The 16,853-nt window shown below is 60.1% G+C and carries 8 protein-coding genes; 3 read left to right on the top strand and 5 right to left on the bottom strand.

Features of this window, described 5'->3' with window-relative positions; genetic code table 11:
• Positions 1-105 precede the first annotated feature (105 nt).
• The 3 genes from Q9R31_RS11965 to Q9R31_RS11955 all read left to right on the top strand — a co-directional run bounded on the left by Q9R31_RS11965 (position 106) and on the right by Q9R31_RS11955 (position 5,144).
• Positions 106-876, top strand: a complete 771-nt coding sequence (locus Q9R31_RS11965; protein WP_311262947.1) for a hypothetical protein — start codon at positions 106-108, stop codon at positions 874-876.
• A gap of 118 nt (positions 877-994) precedes the next feature.
• Positions 995-4,114, top strand: coding sequence for a DUF3427 domain-containing protein (locus tag Q9R31_RS11960; protein WP_397428241.1), 3,120 nt, complete (start codon positions 995-997; stop codon positions 4,112-4,114).
• Positions 4,115-4,268: 154 nt separating this feature from the next.
• Positions 4,269-5,144: a DUF3883 domain-containing protein gene (locus tag Q9R31_RS11955; RefSeq protein ID WP_311262945.1), complete on the top strand. Its 876-nt coding sequence runs from the start codon at positions 4,269-4,271 to the stop codon at positions 5,142-5,144.
• Between the two features lie 64 nt (positions 5,145-5,208).
• On the opposite strand, the gene Q9R31_RS11950 is transcribed toward Q9R31_RS11955, so the two are convergent.
• From Q9R31_RS11950 to Q9R31_RS11930, 5 genes are all read right to left on the bottom strand, one after another.
• A complete protein-coding gene (locus tag Q9R31_RS11950; RefSeq protein WP_311262944.1) occupies positions 5,209-7,134 on the bottom strand; it encodes an AAA family ATPase in 1,926 nt (641 codons plus the stop codon).
• A gap of 2 nt (positions 7,135-7,136) precedes the next feature.
• Positions 7,137-10,049 (bottom strand): helicase-related protein, encoded by a 2,913-nt coding sequence (locus tag Q9R31_RS11945; protein WP_311262943.1) that lies wholly within the window; start codon positions 10,047-10,049, stop codon positions 7,137-7,139.
• 565 nt (positions 10,050-10,614) lie between these two features.
• Entirely contained in the window at positions 10,615-13,764 is a 3,150-nt protein-coding gene (locus Q9R31_RS11940; protein ID WP_311262942.1) for a DEAD/DEAH box helicase, read from the bottom strand.
• Entirely contained in the window at positions 13,754-15,634 is a 1,881-nt protein-coding gene (locus Q9R31_RS11935; RefSeq protein WP_311262941.1) for a phospholipase D family protein, read from the bottom strand. Before Q9R31_RS11935 ends, Q9R31_RS11940 begins: the two co-directional genes overlap by 11 nt.
• Complete coding sequence (locus Q9R31_RS11930; RefSeq protein WP_311262940.1) at positions 15,627-16,835, bottom strand: DUF6361 family protein; 1,209 nt, start codon at positions 16,833-16,835, stop codon at positions 15,627-15,629. The genes Q9R31_RS11935 and Q9R31_RS11930 overlap by 8 nt, the downstream gene beginning before the upstream one ends.
• Between the last annotated feature and the right edge of the window lie 18 nt (positions 16,836-16,853).

The raw sequence follows: 16,853 nt of genomic DNA, 5'->3' as shown, positions 1-16,853 counted from the left end.
CTTATCGCCGTCATCCTTCGTATGGAGCGCCTGACTCGCTTATTGTACGAGTTTGTAGACAGAGTCTTTTCATGAACTCATTTAGCCCGCAAGGAAACCAGACGAATGACGCTTAGCGACCTAACCAGTGCCGATGCCGTTCGCAAGGCGGCAGCGGAGATCCGCCGGCTTGGGAGGCGCGGTTTTCGAGAACGCTACGGATACACAGAGTCAACGAAGTATGTGGCGATCGTGGATGGAGTTGCCTTCGACTCGAAGCCTCTACTGTCCTTCGCTTACGGTATCCAGTTCCCTGAACGAGGTCCGCTTCCGACCTCATCTTTCAGTGGCGGGGGACAGACCCGAAAGGCGTTGACAAGACTTGGTTTTAGGCTCGTTCCAAAGGATGGGGAAGACGCCCTACCTGACGCATCCTGGAGCATGAAGGTGGCGCGCGCAAGGCAAGTGCCACTCGAGATAAGCATGGCACCCGAATACCGGCGCGCCGCTGTCGATGCCCTGACGGCGACAAAGGTTGAACAGAGCCTGATCGACGATTTCGTTGAGTTCCAAGTGGGAAAAGGCCGAACGTTTAGCAGGTGGGAAATCTTTCCAGACGGCACTGGGGAGCGGCTACTTACGGACATATATGATGAGGAAACTCGCACGCTCTATGAAGCCAAGGCTTCCGCAAGCCGGCCCGACGTCAGATTGGGTTTAGGCCAGATCCTGGACTACTCGAGGTTCATCGATAACTGCGAAGCATTGGCGCTGCTGCTGCCATCCCGACCCGCAGACGATTTGGTCGATTTGTTGCATTCGTTTGAGGTTATGGTCGTATGGCGTAAGAAGCCTGGTGTTTTTGAGGCATCGCACGACTCAATCTATTTGGGCTAGAAGGTTCAGACCGAAGACTATGCTGGGATGGACGCGGACACTGGTGTTTGGTAGTCCAGAGGCCGGACAATACCCTGGCGTAGTGACTAACTTCATTGGGGGACGGGCGACAGAGCAGTTGCCCGAAGGGTTGTATGAGCTTCTCAGAACGGAAGCACTCGGAAACGTCCTAAACAACGAATCGGAGTTACTGCCCACCTTCGCGCTTATAGAAGACGATGACGCTTCGGACGTTCTCACGCGCTACGTCGCCCACGCTATCCGGCAGGCTCTAGCTGCAGCTAAACCAGGCGACAGGGTAGATCTGGCGAATCGCCTCCTCCGAGAGCTGAACATTCGTGACCGCATCGCTTCAGGGCCCGTTCAGCTCCAGTCACTTCATCGCCCGGACTCACTCAAGCGACGGCAGCTTCGTCGGCCCACCACCAGGCTCAGCGACTCCGCGCTTCTCACCAACAGCAAGGACGATCCGAATCTTGCAGCAGAACTCCGGGCCGAGATGGAGTCCGCCAATACCGTCGACCTACTCTGCGCCTTCGTGCGCTGGACTGGTCTGAGGCTCTTGGAGCCGGCCCTTGAACAACTGAAAGAACGCGGAGCAAAGCTGCGTGTCATCACCACCACCTATATGGGCGCCACAGAGCGCCGCGCCATTGACGAGCTCGTCAACAGGTATGGGGCCGAAGTCAAGATCAGTTACGAAACCCAGGCGACAAGGCTGCACGCCAAAGCCTGGCTGTTCCGCCGCAACACCGGTTTTGATACCGCCTATGTGGGCAGCTCCAACCTAAGTCAGGCTGCTCTCCTGGACGGGTTGGAATGGAACGTCCGCCTCAGCTCTGTGGCAACGCCAGCCCTCCTGCAGAAGTTCGAGGTTACCTTCGACAGCTACTGGGAGCAGCGGGCCTTCCAGAGCTACGACCCGGAGCGCGACGGCGAAAAGCTGGACGCAGCGCTGGAACGCAACGGCGGCCGGCGTATCGCGGCGCCAGATGCTGCCACCGGGCTTGAGGTTCAGCCGTTCCTCCACCAGGAGGAGATGCTGGAGGACCTGGAAGCGGAGCGCCTTAAGGGCTTCAACCACAACCTCCTGGTCGCAGCAACCGGCACCGGCAAAACCGTTATCGCAGCGCTCGACTACAAGCGGCTGTCGGATGCCGCCGGCCGCGACCTGAAGCTACTCTTCGTCGCACACCGGCAGGAGATCCTGAAACAAGCGATGCGCACTTACCGCGACGTTATGCAGGACGGCGTCTTCGGTGAGCTCTACGTGGGGGAGCACAAGCCGCAAGAGTGGAAGCACATCTTCGCTTCGGTCCAGTCGCTCTCTTCCCTCGGTATCGAGCAGCTGGAGCCGGACTTCTTCGATGTCGTTGTCATCGATGAATTCCACCACGCGATGGCGCCCACCTACCGCCGTCTGCTCGACCACCTCCAACCGCAGCAGCTCCTCGGACTCACAGCTACTCCGGAACGCGGCGACGGCGTCGATGTCGCCAAGCAGTTCTTCGATGGCCGGACAGCCAGTGAACTTAGGCTCTGGGACGCCCTCGACGCCGACCTGCTGGTGCCCTTCCACTACTTCGGCGTCTCGGACGACGTCGACCTCAGCCAGTTGGAATGGAAACGCGGCAACTATGACATCAGCCAGCTGAGCGCCCTCTACACCGGGAACGACGCCCGCGCCGCCAAGGTTATCCGCGAGCTCAGAGACAAGGTCACCAGCACGGACCAGATGCGAGCCATCGGCTTCTGTGTCTCTGTGCAGCACGCCCACTACATGGCCGAGGTGTTCAACCGAGCCGGCATTGCGTCCGTCGCAGTCGACGGCACCACTGACAATGCTGACCGCGAGGAAGCCCTCAGGCGCCTGGGGAAGCGGGAGATCAACTGCATCTTCGCCGTCGACCTTTTCAACGAAGGCCTGGACCTGCCGCAGGTGGACACCATCCTGCTGCTCCGACCCACGCAGAGCGCCACGGTCTTCCTGCAGCAGCTGGGACGCGGGCTGCGCCGTGCCGAGGGCAAAGCGGTGCTGACCGTCCTGGACTTCATCGGCCAGCAGCGCCGTGAGTTCCGCTTTGACCTGCGCTACCGGGCGCTGACCGGCTACGGGCGCAAGGAGCTGGAGAAGGCCGTCGAGGACGAGTTCCCGTACCTGCCGTCCGGCTCCCAGATCGTGCTGGACAGGGTGGCGCAGAAGGTGGTCCTGGACAACGTCAAGGCACAGCTCCGGTTCAACCGGGCGCAGCTGGTCCGGGACATCGCCTCGTACGCCGAGACCGAGCTCGAGGCCTATCTGGAGCGGTCGGGGAACGACGTGAAGACTATCTACCGTTCCACCAGGGACTCATGGACCGGTTACCTCCGCCAGGCAGGGCTGATCGAAGGGTTCTCGCCCCTGGAGACCGTGCTTCGCGGGAAGATCGAGGAGCTGTCGGACGCGGAGGAGAAGAAGCTGCTGGGCCGCATGGCTGCGCTGATTCACGTGGACGATCCGGAACGGGCCGCGGCCTATTCGATGATGGTCGCTACCGAGGCGCCCCGCTACGCGGACCTTGGCATGCGCGAGCAGGCTTTTGCGCGAATGCTTTTCTACACACTGTGGGACGACGGCGGCGGGTTCAGAACGTACGACGACGGGCTGGACCATCTGCGCGGCTATCAGTTTGTGTGCCGCGAGATCCGCCAGGTGGTGAAGCTGGGAGTAGCGGCGTCCAAACACGCAGCCAAAAGCCTTGGTGCAGGGCTGCAGCACATCCCGCTGCTGTCGCATGCCACCTACCGGAGGGAAGAGGTTCTGGCGGCGCTGCAGTACGGCTCCCTCGAGCAGGGCAAAAACGTCCAGCACCGGGAGGGCGTTGCGTGGTGCCCGGCGACCTCCACGGACGCATTCTTTGTCACGCTGAACAAGGACGACAAGAAGCACTCGGCAACCACGATGTACAAGGACTACGCCATTAGCCCCGAGCTGTTCCACTGGGAGTCGCAGAACGCCACGTCATCGACAAGCCCGACGGGCCGTCGCTATTTGGACCGGGCCTCGTACGGTTCGCGGGTCCTGATCTTCACCAGGGACACAGCCGACGACGAGACCGGGCTGACAGTGCCCTACACGTGCCTGGGGCAGGTGGACTATGTACAACACTCCGGTGAAAAGCCAATTGCCATCACATGGAAGCTGCACCGGCCCATGCCAGCGGATGTGTATGCGACAGCCGCAGCGCTCGCCCAGTGAAACGAACCTTCGTGACTGCGTTTTGGGCAGGCGGAGCTCGGGCTCACCATCACAGGGAAAAATGCTGACGAAGTGAAACCGTGGAGCCGTTGCTGTCTCGGATTACGTAGCGGAGATCGCCACTGCAGGAAGAATGGTGCTATATCCTGGCGGCATGGTCATGGGGGAGACGGGAAAACCGTGGACTGAGAACGAAGTAAGGGCAACTGTCAGCAAGTATTTTGACATGCTGGTGATGGACGTTCAGGGACAGCACTTCGTCAAAGCCGCTATCTATAGAGAGCTGTCAACCCGTTTTCCGGCGAGAAACGTTAATTCAATAGAACGGAAAATGAGCAATATCAGTGCGGTGTTGGTCGGGCTCGGCTACCCGCATCTGCGTGGATTGTCACCCCTGCCGAACTATCAGCGAAGCTTGGTGGAATCGGTTCTTGCGGAATTGACCCGCCGCCAATCACTCGACGCGATCATTGAAACTGGGATCTTGGACAACGCTCCGGTGGGGCCGGTTGACATCGTACGCGAGGCCGATGTGCCAGCAGAGATGATCACCGACCTTCTGCACGGTCAGGGGATGTCGCGTCCCTTCAAACGCGACTACCTGGCACTGGAAGCAGCCAATCGAGCGCTGGGCCTTGCCGGCGAGCTGGCCGTGGTTAGGCACGAGCAGACGTTTCTTCATAGGGTCGGTCGAACGAAGTTAGCCGACCGTGTTGAGCACGTGGCTCAGACACATGGGGATGGCCTTGGATATGACGTACTTTCCTTTGATCCTGAGGGCAGAGAAAAGTGGATTGAGGTCAAGACCACTAAGTATGCGATCGATGTTCCATTCTTTGTCACTCGAGGCGAGGTTCGCGTCTCCAGTGCCTCCCCGGAGCATTACCATCTCTACAGGCTGTACGGATTCGGATCTTCCAGAGGGACGGGCCTGTACCGACTCCAAGGAGACCTCGAAAAATCCTGCAAGCTGGACGCAATTTCGTTCGAAGCGGCGCCGAAGACTCAGCTCAAACTTTCGCTTATTTGAACGGACGACACTTAGCTGACTGTTAGTAGGCATGCGTACTGCCGCTGCAGCCACCTCAGACAAGTTACTTAGCCTGCAGCTTTTTGGCCGCACGCGCCAGTGCCGCGGGGAGTGGCTTGTCGTGCACAACGACGAGCTCCAAGTTGGCACGTGTAAGTGAGGTATAAAGCCGACCGTTAGTCCCGGAACTGGCACGGAAATTCGCTGGCTCCATGACGACGACGGCGTCGAATTCGAGCCCGCGAGCCTCCTCTGGCGAGAGAAGTTGAAAGCGCTGCCGTTCCCCCATCACGTAAGCGTGCCGTCCATCGGCTTTCCAGCCTGCCAGTCGGGCCGCTGCAGCCACCCCTTCAAGGTTGGGCGTGATGACCGCTACTGTTCCTTCCGGGTGACCCGCTGAAAGGCGAAGGCATTCGTCGATTGTCAGGGACTCCATCGTCCGGCGGCGCTCCGCCACGCTGATGACCAAGGGCGGCCTGCCCTCGCCAAGAGGCGACGCGCCGCGGCGGCGTTGGGTGATCGGCAATAGGGATGCAGCGAAGTCGGAAATGGTCTGGGTTGTGCGGAAACCGCTGTTAATTGTGTGCTCCGCCCAACGACTACTCGGAAGATCCCTATACAGTTCGCTCCACTTTTTGAACGTCCGAGGAGAGTGCCTTTGGTTCATATCTCCGACCAGGCTCCACGTACCGGAATTTAGGTGCATCAGCGTCTGCCATTCAAGCAGTGACAGATCTTGAGCTTCATCAACGATAATGTGCGAGTGTCGCTGTGGCGGATTGATCAGCACTTGGACGTATGCGAGGAGGGGCCAAAGGGATGGTCGGGAACGTGCTGTCTCGTAGGTGCGGGGGAGTGTGCTTCTCCATGAGTAAAAATCCCGCGACCGAGCAGACGCCTTGGCCGTTTCAAGGATCAGGATTGCTTCGTAGGCAGCACGCAAACTGCCAGTTCTCCGAGTCGATTTGTACAAGGCGACTAAATCCGCAATGATTCGCTCCGAGCCTTTCGGTGGCGCGGCGGTATCTTCCATTCGTCGGCCAAGGATTTGTTTTTCATCTATTGCCAGCACGTCCACAAGTACCCGCTGGATTGAGGTGATACGCACCAGTCCTGCGTCATCGTGCAGGTCCGCTACCGCCAGAGAAATGTGTTCTTCCCACGCCTCGGTCGGGCCCACCAATAGTACGTCCTTGAGGGGCTGCCCCCTGTTAGGGTCAACTAGCCAGGCTGCACGGTGCGTAGCGATGATGGTTTTTCCGGTCCCGGCGTGGCCCTGAACAACAAGGGAAGCAGTTGGGTCTGTCGTAACGAGACTGTATTGCTCGGGCTGAAGAGTGGACAGGACCGCTTCCAACCCGCCCGTCCTTGGGGCGGCCAGCGTCGCTCGTAGGAGATCTTCGGTAGTTGAGGGCGCGGACTCAGCCGGGGTTTCGAGGTGCGAGAAAAGGTCACCGTTGACTGACGGCGGTGGGAGGAGCAGGTCGGGAATCAGGTCCACTTGTTGTGCCTCCGTAATCGGAGCCTTCTCTGCGCGTGTTTTGGATAACCAGGATTTTCCACCCGCCGGAGCGGAGCGGGGTGGTTGCTTCGGCTGGCTGCGAGCGGCAACGAAAGGATCGCCCTCAGGGCGAACAATCCAGTCGTCCGCATAATCAGTCAAACGGTCTACTCGCTTCGAAAAACGACGCCGTGCCCTGATTTTTTGGTTGTTCCAGCGCTTCTCACGTCCAAAAAACATTGCAGCGGCGGGGGCAGCCCAGCTGATTACGTAAACACCCTCAGCCTCCAGGTGACGTGGTCCGATATAGAAATCTTCAAACGTGCCTTTTTCTTGGCCTTCGACCGATACTCGCCCAGTAAGCGGTCCTTGTTCCTTCCGAGACCGCGATGCTCCAGCGGCGCGGTACTCCAACTTTGACTCGGCACTTTTTATGTAGCGACTGTTCACCGCGTTCTCGTAGGCCAGAACCTGTGACTTCTTATCCACGTTCAAACCACCTCGAACTGGGCGACGGCGAGTTCTTGCAGCGAAAGGCTTGTCTGTCGACTGGTGCCGATCCGTGCCATCGAGTCATTGAAGCGGTTCTCCCCCCGTGTCAGCTGCCCCTGAAAGGCCTTCCTCATGCTCGGTGCTTGGGCCATCCTGTTCAGGACTGATATTCGATGATTCTTGAATACTTGCTTCGCCCGCATTTCTCGTTCGAGGACCAGTGCCTCATTTTCCTTCTGACGATCAAATTCGATCTCGTGCCGTCTCTGCCTCAGCGTCTCCATCGATGCGGTGGAAAGAATACCTGCTTCTGGATGTAGCGGGGCTGTCCCCTCACGAAGACGGCCTTGCGCCAAGGCCGAAAACAACAGTCCGCCGACCGAATCGTCCATTTGTTCACCGGTGTCTAGGTTTATCGACGCTGTCCACAGCTCATGAGTCGGGCGAAGTCCCCGCCATTCGGCAGCGGCGAATGCCACTATGTAGGTGCCAGGTCGGCATTCGTCCGTAGCATCCGCCTGGAGCATCGAAAAACGCGGAACATGGTGGTCCTGATAATCGTGTGAGGCCATCTGGACTAATGGGTGATGACCATTAAGTAGCGACCCGCCCTCGAGTCGGGCTATTTCCGGACTCAGAGACAGAACGACGGGCCGCTTGGCCCGAGCTGCACTCTCCACACGAGTGATCTCAGAGGAAGTTTGCCCATTGTCGCGGCGCCACGTGACCATACGATGGAGCATCTCGTCATTTATTGAGACCCTAAGCTCCGAGGCTTCGCGATTGATGTCAGCTTTGCCACCTCTAATCCGAGCCCAATCGGCAACCAGGGTCGCCAGCTCGTTCTGGCCAAGATAACGGCCCCGAGCCACTCGCTTCTCTACCGCTTCTATGCCGAATTGATCCTCGGCTTGAAGCTTCGATGCGGCAGAGTCCAGCTCACGTGAATCGGACTGGTTCTGCTCCACGGCAGCCAGGGCTTTGTTGAGCTTTGACTGCTGCTCGCTCGCGCTCAATGTGAAGTCTAGAACGATGTCCTGGATCTCTTCGAAGCTTTCGGCCAAAATCGGCTCCAGCTCTCCAATCGAGTGCTCGAAAACTCCAAGCCGTTTATAGAGACGCTCCAGAATTTTCGTTTCGATCGTTTCGGGTGTGGAGAAGTTCAGGATTAGAATCTTTTCCGAGGATTGCCCGATACGGTCGATACGGCCGATACGCTGCTCAACTTCCATTGGATTCCAGGGGAGATCGTAATTAATCACGAGTGAACAGAACTCGAAGTCCAGACCCTCACTTGCTACTCGTGTGGCGATCACTAGGTCGAACTTTCCAGCACGGAATTGACGCATTAGTGTCTCTCTGTCATCGACGGAGACACCACCGTGAAGTTCCGCGATCCTCATTAGGGGGGAAAGGCGCTTCCTAAGATAGGCCAGCGTATCCCGCGAGAACGTGAAGAGGAGGGCTTGACGGCCTCTCATCTCGTCGGAATTCAGTGCCTCGATAAGCGCTTCAAACTTTGTGTCCGTCGAACCTAGCTCAAGCGCGAGCTTTACGACCCCATGAGGCGGTGTCTCCTGCTGCAGAATTGAAGTCCTATTGGTTGCGCTTCCGCCGCCGTCACCGTCAGATTCATCCAGCGCGCCGCGAAGCACGCTGCGGGCGGTTTCCGGCAGGCAACTCCCGGCCAGCCTAAGGGGCATCTGTAGAGCGAACCCGGTAGGGAGCTGACGTTGGATCGAAACGTCGCGGAGCCATTGGTAGTACGCCTCATAGAAGTTACGCTCCGCGTCCGTCCAACGGACTGGGGCGTTGGTGGCGTGACGTACTGTTGTCGACTCGTTTACTTCAGATTTCTTAGTACGCGTGATAACCGCAGACAGCCCGTGGAGTTGAGAGCAGGCCTCCCTCAGCGCTGGAACCTGATCAGGGCCAAAACTGTCGTCTTTAAGAAGTTGTTCGAGCTTGCTGAACGCAGCGCGCTGCCGCAGTGCCGCCCCCATGCTGGAGTCTGCAATTCGTCCTAGCCATAAGCGCCTTTGCGCGTTTGTCACTGATGGGTTTGTGGCGCTTCGGCGAAGCAGCTGAAGTGGCTCATGATGGTCAAGCCTGGCCTCGAGATCCTGAACCGTTTCCACTTCACCGGGCATGAGCAGCTGCATGAGTGACAACAGATCAGAGTTCCCGAGGTTAAGCGGCGTAGCACTCAGCAAGATCATCGAAGCCGAAAAATCCCGCAGTAGGAGCCCGAGTTTGTGGCTAGCAGTTATTGAATTCCGCATCTGGTGAGCTTCGTCTACGATGCACAGATCAAGACCAAAGTTTAGGCCGTCCAGCTCGTCCAGGTCTTTAAAGCTTCGGAATGTCTGAAGAGAAACTACATAGGTAAACCGGGCGGGAAGTGTTCCGTTTCTCAGCTGTTCAACCATGTTCGAAAGATCCGCAGACGAGCGTCTCTGCAACTCAAACCCGAAACGGTTCTGCATTTCGCGCCGCCACTTTTCAACGAGAGCGGAGGGGCACACAATCATGACACGGTCGGCCTGGCCTCTGGCCGCCATTTCCGTCCAAAGCAGCCCTGCCTCAATCGTCTTACCCAGGCCCACCTCGTCGGCAATCAGCATTCGTTCCGTAGCCGAATCGAGGTATTTGAGTACGGGTTTAAACTGATAAGGCAAAATGTTGGTCTTGGAAACTCCGTAGGAGAACAAAGCGTCCGTCACACCGCGGTTCAGTTTGGCCCGCGTTAACATTGCGGAAAAGCTGGCGGCCGGCGAGGGGTCACCGGATACCCAATCTGCCTCACCCGCGAGCTCTGGGATCGGCTCAAGGTCGCGCTCCGACACCCACTGATGCTTGCCATCGGTCCTCACGTAGTAGCTCCACGCCGTGCGGTCGAGTCTGCGCTTCATGATCGTGGCATCCCGTCCAGTGGAACGGGCTACCGCTAGGTCCCTCAACGAAAATGATGGGGCTGGAACTTCCAATCCATCCGGCCACCAGTGTTCCAACCAGTTCAGCCCTGCGGGCCCGAGGTCGTTCTCGGATGCCTCCGCCAACGTGGTCCGTTGGGCCGGTTCCGGCAGGGTACTCAAGTCGCCACTTCCGTGGAGGACTAGAGCATCGGTGACGCCGTCAGTCGTGGCCCAGTAGATCCCGGGGGGCAACTGCGGATCTTCACCGGCACGGGTCAAGACGCGAGTTTCCACGTCGAGTTCTAAGTCCAGAGGAGTGCAGCCCACTTGCAGGACCCGCCCCCACGAGGCACCGAGCTGGACAAGGTCCGAAATCTGCGGATGGTAACCGCACATGTTCTGGTTAATAACTTCCCCCAGTTGTAGCAAAAGACTTCCTGAGACAACTGTGACTCAGGGGTCTGACAATTCGATAGCTGAATAATATGCGAGCGTCTAGTCAAGCTGAACGCACGGCGCTCGCCATTGTGGTTTCCTGCAATCTTGGGCGGTTTGTTACGTTCTACGGCCGCAAGTTCAAGGGCTTGATCTCCGCTCCATCCTTGATCAGCCCCAGCAGATCGTCCTGCCGAGCCTGTCCAAGAGTCAGCCGATACTTCGCCAGCCCATCGAGCATCTGCCTGGTTCGCGGTACATCCCTGCTTAGCGGGTGGTCCAGCAGCCGACGCTCAATCTTGTGAGCTCCAGGATGAATCCAATGAGGAGCAAACTCAGTGTTGGCAGTCTCAGGCCTTGCCGCGATGTCGGCTGCGGCGACCTCGAACAACGCTCCCCAAGGGTCATCTACCCCAGGCTTCAACACCGCAGCACCATGAGCCGCAGCAACATTCTTCCGAACTGCGTGCCCAAGGTACCGGTGCACACGTCCCTCGCGCTGTTCGAAGTCGACAGGGTTACCAGGAACGTTCCAGTGGATGACGGAGTGAGCCCACCAGTGGAAGTCAATCCCTTCCTGGCCCACGGACGTCGAGGCAAGAACGAACGGCCAAAAGGGGCTGTTGAAGGCCCGCCGGACGTCGGGCATGCGGTTGCTGTCGCCGTCGTCCGTCTTGGCGTTGCTGTAGCGGACGGCGAAGCGGACGCCCATCCGGAGGTCCTCGTGGGACCCGTCGGGATACTTGGCGAGCAGCTGGGCCGGCTTGAGGGACAGCGAACGCCGGATGTCATCGGCCAGCCCCCACAGTTGCTCCGTGGTGATCTCGCCGGGAGCCTGTTGGCTGCGGAGCTGAAAGACGTACTCGTCCAGCACCGCCTGCAGGTTTCCGGCCTCGCAGTATCGCAGGACCTTCTGCCAGTAGGCGCCTTCGGGGTAAAGCTTGTCGAGCAGTTCCGACGCGTCGAGGCGGTTGAAGAGCGCACGCAGCCCAGATGCCGCAAAGACGGCGGCCTTCCACAGTTCGGCGCCATCGAATTCGGCCGGGAGGATTCGGTCCAGGGCACGGTAGACACAGTTGGCAGGGGAGTTGACGGCCAAGTCTTCAACGCCGTCGTCCCAGCCGGCAGGCTTACCGGCCGACGTCTGCACCATCCGGTCAATGTGGGTTAGGTACAGCCCTGCTTCTGAACCGGAGTCCTGGTCTGCGCCTCCAGTGTCTGAGGACTTGCCAAGATGCTGGGTGTACTCGTCAAGGCGGCGCAGCTCTCGCGCGGCAAGCCGGGCATCATTCTGCCACTCCGCTGGTAGGGCGCCGGGAAGCGAGAAGTAGGACGCCCATACGCCGAGGCGGCTGGCGGGATCGACGGCGGCGCCGCCGACCATGGTCGTCCCGGCTTCTGCCGTGGATTCCCGTACAGAGCCGGCGTCCACGAGGGACCCCCTCATAGAAGCACGTTCCAACGGGTCGCCAGCAAGTGCCAGTGCAGCATGCGGGATGAACAGCGCAAGGGCCGACATGCTCTGAGGCTCGCCGTCACGGACGTTGTAGCGCAGGCGCCCGGCGAACTTTCGCCGAGCCTCGGCGGTGTTCTCCCCGTGCCGCTCAGACCCTTCCAGAATCTGCCGCTCGGCCTCGTACGACAAGAGAGTGGTGATCGCAGTCGGGGCGGCGTTCCACGCTGAGAAGACCAACTGTTTCGTGACAGCCGGTCCCACCTCGGCGAATGCGCCGGAAGGCTCAACGTATGGGAGTGACGGCGGCATCCACAGCAGCTTCCACCAGCCTTGCTTAACGGTGTGGTCCCGCACGGCCCTGAACTTCGCGTTGTCAGTTTCCACGGCGCCATAGCCGCGGTAGGCATCCGCATCGATCGTGGTCAGCGCCGGCAGCACCCGGTCAACGGCCTCCCGGTCGCATTGGATCCGCCCGTCCAGCATCCTGCCCACCTTGTATTCCGCCAAGAAGTGGGCGAACATCGGCACGGACTTCCAATACTCCATGGGATTGCCCGTACGCGTAGCGCGGAACAACGCGGAGAGCGATTTGTAGCTCTTAAGGTCAGTACCGCGGACATCCGTAGGCGCCATCTCGATCACGGACAGCATGTCGTCCTTGCCCAGCTGCGGGCGCTCCGTCCGGGCCATAAACATCTTCAGCCGGTCTTCGATCCGTTCGGTCAGCGCATCGTCCGGTACCTGCTTGAGCAGCTGCGTCCGCCGGTCGTCCAGATCGGCTTCGAGGCCTTCCATGTACCCGGCCCGCTCGCTGCTCAGGAACCGCAGGAGCTGCCGGAAGTCCGCGGCGTGGTCGTCGCCGTCGGCTTCGTTCGCTCCGGTGTGCGCCTTGTAGGGCGTGGCTGACAGCAGGATGAGCTTGGCGCCTTTGTAGTTCAGGAACTGCCGCGCGAGCTCCGCCGCGGGATCCTCCTCGGGCTCTGCGCCGGGAGAGTAGAGCAGGTCGCGGAAGCGCTGGAACTCGTCCAGGATGATCATATCCGGCTCGAGGCAGTCGAGTCCCGCCTGTGCCAAGTCCCCCCGAAGGCCACCGATGATTGCGCTCATTCGCTGCCGGACAACGTCAGTTCCGTCGGCCAAAGCGTCGCTCATCGCAGTTTCGAAGGCAGCAAGGTTTCCGCTCTTTGTCGCGAGCTGCCTGAATCTTTCACACACCGAGTCGACGAACCCTTCGGGGTGCAGTTCAGCAAGTCGTGTGACCTCCCAATTGAAACCGGGAACGCCAGCGCCCGACCTCAACAGCTCGACCGCGTACTGCCGGCGTTCGGACTTTATCGCGCCCAGCTGTTCAAGGATCCGAAAAAGCACGGCTCGCTCTCTGGCCTGGCCGGGAGCCTTACTGACGTTGAACGACGTTCCGGGTGTCAGCGAAATGAAGTTGACGCGCTTGCGGGTCCCCGGCGCCGCCGGGGCGTTGAGCTTGGCCAGCTCGGTGGGCAGCAGTGTAAGCCGTCCAGACTCGATGATGTCCTTCTGGCCTGTGACGTTCAGCCGGCTAAGGTTCTGCTTTGCCAGGTCAGCATTGGAACAGACGTAGACGACGTCGATCCGGTCCACGCCGGAGTCCTGCTCATCAAGCCGCTCAATGGCCTTCGCGATAACGCCGCGGGCCACCATGCTCTTGCCCAGGCCGGTCTCGTCGGCCACAAGGAAGCGGTCCGCCGGCTGGTCGTCCAGGTACAGGCGCTTGAAGACGTGTTCCACGGTCCGGCGCTGGAAGCCCCTGAGGCCGTCCAGCGCAGGCGTTGCGTCAAACCCCATGAAGTTCCCCCATGTCTAGTGCGTCCGTCGCTGCCGTCCACAGTGCGTGCAGCTGTTGAATCTCCGGATCATCGCCGCGAAGTGCGAGCAGCCGGTCCATGACTACCTTCAAATCCGGAAACACGGACGACGCGTCGGGGCCAGCCATTGCACCTACCATCGCCTCGAAGAGGCCGGCGGTCGATCCGTCTCCGAATCCGGAACTCGCGAACCATCCGGTGCCGGTTCCGGAGCCGGGCAGCGCATCCTCGGGCGTGAGGAACAGCAGCAGGAACTGACGGAGCTTCTGCGGATCGTCCAGCTGGCGGGCGACGATCTCGTCCAGCCGCCCCTCGGGGTCCGTCCGCAGGCTGCCCTGGATCACCGTGCTCTTGGACAGGCGAGCTTCCGGGTCCTCGAGCGTGAGCACCAGGTAAGGGGTCACGTCTGCGAGCGGTATGGAGTGGAAGGAATGGCCATGCGGCCCAGAGGAAAGTTCGACGACGGCGCTCGGCTGGGGGAGCGAGAGGAGCCTTAGCGTCGCGTTGAACTCAGGCTTCGGTGACCAGTCATGCGAGACGGTCACTGTAAAGGCGTTCTTGGGTCCGCCGTCGGGTACGGCGTCTAAGAGGAACCGGTGGGCTGCGGCATCCCGCAGCGCGTTCTCCAGCCGGAAGGCTGCTTTGTCTTCCTCCGAGCGGGCTTGGCCGCCCGTGCCGTCATAAACCGCGAAGGGAACGTCCTTCATGCTTTCCCTGATCCGTTGGACGCCGAGGCGCTTCTTGGCTCCGCGCATCTCCAGCAGGAACTCAACGTTTTTGGTGAAGCCCGCCTCGGTGGCGTTGGCGGAACCCAGGAGTGCATAGGTGAAGTGGTCGTAGTCGCAGAAGTAGGCCTTCGCGTGTAGGCCGGTCAGATCATCGGCAACCTTCTGGATTCCTGATTCGCCAATCTCGCTCAAGCCTGAGTCCGCCGACTCGGGGATGCCGAGCTCGTCAAAAGCCTGGAAGGTCGTCCGGGTGTCCGCCACGGTCTTCTCGTTGAGAAGGTCCAGCTGGTCGCCCCGCGAGTAGACGAAGAGGTTCTCCGTCCAGCGGTCCTGCAGCCGGCCGATCAGCCGGTCGTCCAAAAATGGCGAGATGACCAGTTTCTCGCGGCCCAGGAAGGCTGCGTTCCCCGTTTTGTTGTTAAGCGCAATGAAGTTCTCCGGATCGCGGATGTGGGCCACGATTGAGCCCTGCTCGAATTCTTCCCCCATGCCCATCGGGCGGAACGCCAAGCGGTGGATGTCCTCGGGCAGGTCCCAGCGGACGTTCGCCAAGCGGGAGGCGAGGCCGCGCACCCTGGCCAGCCGGTCGGGGTCGGGCTTTACTGTGCAGAGGCTGGGGAGCCCGGCGATGAACCGTGCAAGAGGCCCGCTGTCCGGGCCGACGTCGGCGACGTCCCGTACTGGTTGGCCGTCCAGCCGGACGAGAAGGTCCCAGCTGGCGTCGGTGGTGAGGTTGCGGCTGCTGCACAGGAAGCGGTAGCGGCGCTCGCCGTCGTTATCGAATTCAAGGAGCCAGACTTTGGGGTGGAACAGTCCGCGCTTGACGCTGACCTGGTGGACCATGGGTTCCAGTAGGGCGAGCAGGTCGGAGGCGTCCGAAGGTGCCTTGATGTGACCGGCTTGGCAGAAGATGTCTACTCGGTCGGAGACTTTACGCAGGGCACTGAGAACTGCCACCGGATTGGTGAATTCTTCTCCCGAGCCGGCGACGAAGCTCAGCGGTACCGACAGTGCGCTGGTCATGTCCAAAGTGAAGGTGGTACCCACGGCATGGGCGAGCCGGAATCCGGCTGGCGGGCGCAGTTGTTGGGTGAGTGCCTGCCTGTTTGCTGGATTAAGCATTTGCCTGTCCTTCCCGGACCAGCCCCGCGTGGATATCCAGTACGTTTCGGCGGACTTGGGTCCAGCGGAAGGTCAGCGACGCAATTTGGGTTGGCGGTTGCCATGCACGGAGCCGGCGTTCGTTGCGGAAGCGTGAGTTGGACTTCTTCATCAGCTTCTCCCGGGTTTCGACCGCGGCGCGGAAATCTGCGTTGTCGATCAGCTTCCTGGGGCTGACGGCAGCTGCGCGCATTTCCCGCGCGAAATCGGCAGTGCTGCTGTTGATGGCTTTGTTGAGGGCCTTGGCCCGGCCGAGGTAATCGTCGACATCCCACATGGCGAGGAGGTCGCGTTTGCTCTCGCGGCGTTCTTCCCATCCCTCGAGGAGTTTCTGTGTTGGCTCCAAGGTGTCTGCCTCGTTGGGGAAGGTCTTTCCTGATAACTCGGCAAGAACGTGCTGATAGAGGACAGTGGCGCCGTTGTGAATGAAAGAGAATGCTTCAGCATCTTCAAGCCACTGGGCCGGTTCGCCCTCGGCACTGCGGCAGGCTGGGTCAATCCAGGGTACCCGTGACTTTGGTTCGGGGCTGGTCGCGGAGCCGACGACGTGCGCCAGCATTGTGCCCGCGCAGGTGGTGAGGATTCGCTCCTGGAGCCAACGAGCTTCATCGTGTGACAGCGTCAGTCCGTTCTCTTCGGACTGCGGAAAGCCTTCCGGCGGTTTTGGCAGGCTTGGATCCCAGATGTAGTAGGCGTTTTCGCCTTCCTCCGGGGAAGGGGTCTCTGCGCACATCAGCTGAGCGACGGCGGAGCGATCTGTTTCGGAGTTGACGATCCCGTAGCGGCGGAGTGCCGACCAGTAGGCCGCTGATGGAAGCTGCTGGACGTTTCTGCCGGCGTCGCGGCCGATGAAGCTCTCCACGCCTAGTTCCTTGAACCGGCCGATCAGTTGCCGCTCCGATTCCTCGGAACGCTTCCGAAGGTCATCAGGGTTTCTGGTTCCGCGGTGAGCGGTTTGGTAGGCCCAGGGGACAAGCAGCATGTATCGCGCGCCGAGATGCAGGACAGAAGTGCCAGGGAAGAGGCTGTTGCTGATGGCATCACGGAGCTGTCCCATGCCGAGGTCGTCGGTGGTTTCCGGCGTGCCGAAGAGTTTGACGAGCTCACGCATCTTCGAGTTTTCCTCGGTGGAGGCGTCGAGCCAGGAGATGAGGGAGGTCATGGGGCTAATGACTCGCTT

Source organism: Pseudarthrobacter sp. BRE9, from assembly GCF_031844305.1.
Taxonomy (GTDB): Bacteria; Actinomycetota; Actinomycetes; order Actinomycetales; family Micrococcaceae; genus Arthrobacter.
This window is presented reverse-complemented; position numbering and strand designations above follow the sequence as displayed.